The organism is Catonella sp. (assembly GCF_052173895.1).
In the GTDB taxonomy this organism is placed as follows: domain Bacteria; phylum Bacillota; class Clostridia; order Lachnospirales; family Lachnospiraceae; genus Catonella.
Genome location: NZ_JBQMXS010000084.1, coordinates 1 through 3931 on the forward strand (window position 1 = coordinate 1; position 3931 = coordinate 3931).

Here is a 3931-nt window from a genome sequence, read left to right on the forward strand (position 1 = left end):
TTTTTTTTAACTAATTATGGTATCATTTGAGGTGTCTAATAATACTTTACAATGCAGAAAGCATGGAAAGGAAGAAGAAATGAATTATTTAGAAATTGAGAAAGTAATTGGTAGAGAAATTATTGACTCCAGAGGCAATCCTACTGTTGAGGCTGAAGTTATTTTAGTTGATGGAACTGTAGGAAGGGGAACTGCTCCAAGTGGTGCTTCTACAGGTGAGTTTGAGGCTCTTGAGCTTCGTGACGGAGACAAGGCTCGTTATGGTGGTAAGGGTGTTCTTAAGGCAGTTGAGAATATTAATACAGTTATAAATGACGTGCTTCAGGGAGTAAGCGCATTTGATATTTATGCAGTAGATGCAGCTATGATTAAGGCTGATGGAACAAAGGATAAGTCAAAGCTTGGTGCTAATGCTATTCTTGCTGTATCAATAGCGGCAGCAAGAGCAGCAGCTAATGCTCTTGAGATTCCTCTTTACAGATTCTTAGGTGGTGCAAATGCTAATAGACTTCCACTTCCTATGATGAATATCTTAAACGGTGGAGCTCATGCTACTAACTCTGTAGATACACAGGAATTTATGATTATGCCTTCAGGAGCTAAGAGCTTTAGTGATGGCCTTAGAATGTGTGCAGAGGTATTCCACTCACTTCAGTCACTTCTTAAGAAAGAAGGACATACTACAGCTGTAGGTGATGAGGGTGGTTTTGCTCCTAACCTTAAGGATGATGAGGATGTTATTGACCACATCATCAAGGCTATCGAAGATGCTGGCTACAAGGCAGGTACAGATTTCGTTATAGCTATGGATGCTGCTTCTTCTGAGTGGAAGGACAGAGAGCAGGGTGTTGGACACTACTTACAGCCAAAGTCAGGCAAGAAGTTTACATCTGATGAGCTTATTGCTCACTGGGAGAGCCTTGTTGATAAATATCCAATTTACTCTATTGAGGATGGTCTTGATGAAGAGGATTGGGAAGGTTGGAAGAAGATGACTGAGAAGATTGGTCACAAGGTTCAGCTTGTTGGTGATGACCTTTTCGTTACTAATACAGAAAGACTTGCTAAGGGTATCGAACTTGGTGCTGCTAACTCTATCCTTATCAAACTTAACCAGATTGGTTCTGTATCTGAGACTCTTGAGGCTATTAAGATGGCTCACAAGGCAGGATATACAGCAATTTCTTCACATCGTTCAGGTGAGACAGAGGATACAACTATTGCTGACCTTGCAGTAGCTCTCAATACCTGCCAGATTAAGACAGGTGCTCCAAGTAGAAGTGAGCGTGTAGCTAAGTACAACCAGCTTCTTAGAATTGAAGAGGAACTTGGTGAGGCAGCTTACTGGCCAGGAGTAAATGCATTTAATCGCAAGTAATATGAATTATTGATAAAAATTATCGTTAGTAAAAGGCATTATTATTACAAGATGGAAGTGACAGCATTGCTAAAACTGATGATTAGATATTTGAACTGCCGTACCGATTGTTAATCGGTACGGTGGTTTTGTGTTGAATGGTTTTGTGTTGCATAGAGAGAAAAAGGATTAAGTTTATGCGTTTTGTGATTCAGGTTGTAGAAAATTCGGATGTGAAGATAGATGGAAAAGTACGTGGTGCCATAGGTAGAGGATATATGGTGCTGATAGGTGTTGGAAAAGATGACACCAAAGAAGTAGCTGATAAAATGATAAAAAAGCTGATTGGGCTTAGAATAATGGCAGATGAAAATGGTAAAACAAATCTTAGCATAAATGATATGAATGGAGAGCTGTTACTGATATCCCAGTTTACATTGTATGCAGATACAAGCCATGGCAATAGACCGGGATTTACAACTTGTGGTGCTCCTGATATGGCTAAGGAGTTATATCATTATATAATTGATGAATGTAAAAAGAAGGTAAAAAAGGTTGAACAGGGTGAGTTTGGTGCAGACATGAAAGTAACCCTTACAAATGATGGTCCATTTACTATAATTTTGGATTCTGCAGATTTAAAATAATCTGTAAATATAAATGAAGTGTGTAATCGGAGGATAGAATGGCAGAAGCGAATAATAATCTTTCATTTGAAAGATTTCATCTTCGACCAATAGACGAAATTAATGGTTTTAAGGTAAGGCCGGGACTGTATGAACAGAATGGGGCAACAGCCATTCCCAGTGGTGTGAATTTTACTGTTCCTACTAATGGGGGTACAAGTGTGGAGCTTCTTCTTTTTAAAAACAGAGAGGATGAGCCTTATGCAGTTATACCTTTTCCAAAAACTTATAGGATAGGCAATGTATATTCTATGATAGTTTTTGACCTTAATATTGAAGAATTTGAGTATGCATATAGGGTGGATGGCCCTTATGATAAAGAAAAAGGCTTGATATTTGACAAAAATAGAATTTTGCTTGATATGTATGCAAAGTCTGTTACAGGACAGAGCGAATGGGGCAAAAAGAAGAGCAGCAAGTCTTTTTATAAGGCAAGAGTAGTGCGTAATGATTTTGACTGGGGTAGTGAGCCTAATCCTAATATAGGCCTTGAAGATCTCGTGATTTACGAGATGCATGTAAGAGGTTTTACTAAGGATGAGTCATCCGGGGTAAAATATCCCGGAACTTTTGCCGGAGTGATGGAGAAAATTCCTTATCTCAAGGACTTAGGGATAAATGCAGTGGAACTTATGCCGGTCTTTGAATTTGATGAGATAAAAGAGAATAGAAAATATAATGATAAGGTGCTTGTAGATTATTGGGGATACAATCCAATAAGTTTTTTTGCACCAAATACCAGCTATGCTGCAAAGACAGAGGATAATAGTTCAGGTACTGAACTTAAAAAGCTGATTAAGAGATTGCATGATAATGGGATTGAATGTCTTCTTGATGTAGTGTTTAATCATACGGCTGAAGGAAATGAGATGGGCCCAAGTATTTCTTTTAAGGGATTTGACAATAATATTTATTATATGCTTACTCCTAGGGGAGAATATTATAATTTCAGTGGATGTGGTAATACGTTAAATTGTAATCATCCTGTTGTAAGGTACATGATACTGGAATGTTTGAGGTATTGGGTAACGGATTATCATGTAGATGGATTCAGATTTGACCTTGCGAGTATATTGGGAAGGAATGAAGATGGTTCCCCTATGTCAAATGCACCTCTTTTACAGAACCTTGCACATGATCAGATACTGGCAGATGTGAAACTTATAGCAGAGGCTTGGGATGCAGGAGGGCTGTATCAGGTAGGAAGTTTTCCTTCTTGGAATCGTTGGGCTGAGTGGAATGGTAAGTATCGTGATGATATAAGGGATTTTCTTAAGGGAGACATAGGACTTATGCCTGTAGCAGCCAGAAGAATAGCAGGTTCAAAAGATATTTATGATCCGGAACATAGAGGAGAAAATGCCTCTGTAAATTTCATAAACTGTCACGATGGTTTTACGCTTTGGGATATGTACTGCTATAATGGCAAGCATAATGAGGCAAATGGTTGGAATAATACCGATGGTGCAGACGATAATAGGAGCTGGAACTGTGGCTGGGAAGGTGAAACGGACAATGAAAATATAAATAAGCTCCGTCATAGGCTTTGCAAAAATGCAATGACAACGCTTCTTATGAGCAGAGGCACTCCTATGTTTCTTGCAGGAGATGAGTTCTTAAATACTCAGTATGGAAATAATAATACATATTGTCAGGATAGCCCTATTTCTTGGCTTGAATGGGGATTTTTAGAAAAAAACAGGGAACATTTTAGATTTACTAGACATTTGATTAAATTTAGGAATGAACATCCTGTAATAAGAAAATATATGGGTGGTTGTTCTTTGGGATTTCCGGATAACTGGTCATTGGGACCGGATCATACTAAAGTGCTTAGGGTAATATTTGCCGGAAGAAACAAGGATAATACAGCAGATGACATAGTATG

General features: G+C 38.4%; 3 protein-coding genes. All 3 read left to right on the forward strand.

Going from position 1 to position 3931, the window contains the following annotated elements; translation table 11 throughout:
* The first annotated feature begins 79 nt into the window (after window positions 1-79).
* Window positions 80-1378, forward strand: a complete 1299-nt coding sequence (gene eno, locus ACTTG8_RS09850) for a phosphopyruvate hydratase (RefSeq protein WP_442561934.1) — start codon at window positions 80-82, stop codon at window positions 1376-1378.
* Between the two features lie 176 nt (window positions 1379-1554).
* Window positions 1555-2004: a D-aminoacyl-tRNA deacylase gene (dtd, locus tag ACTTG8_RS09855; protein WP_442561935.1), complete on the forward strand. Its 450-nt coding sequence runs from the start codon at window positions 1555-1557 to the stop codon at window positions 2002-2004.
* Between the two features lie 38 nt (window positions 2005-2042).
* A partial coding sequence (locus ACTTG8_RS09860; protein ID WP_442561936.1) for a glycogen debranching protein occupies window positions 2043-3931 on the forward strand: 1889 nt, incomplete at its 3' end.

Bases quoted from the DNA above. Each gene is read 5' to 3' on its own strand.
- eno (WP_442561934.1), top strand. From the start codon at position 80: ATGAATTATTTAGAAATTGAGAAAGTAATTGGTAGAGAAATTATTGAC.
- dtd (WP_442561935.1), top strand. From the start codon at position 1,555: ATGCGTTTTGTGATTCAGGTTGTAGAAAATTCGGATGTGAAGATAGAT.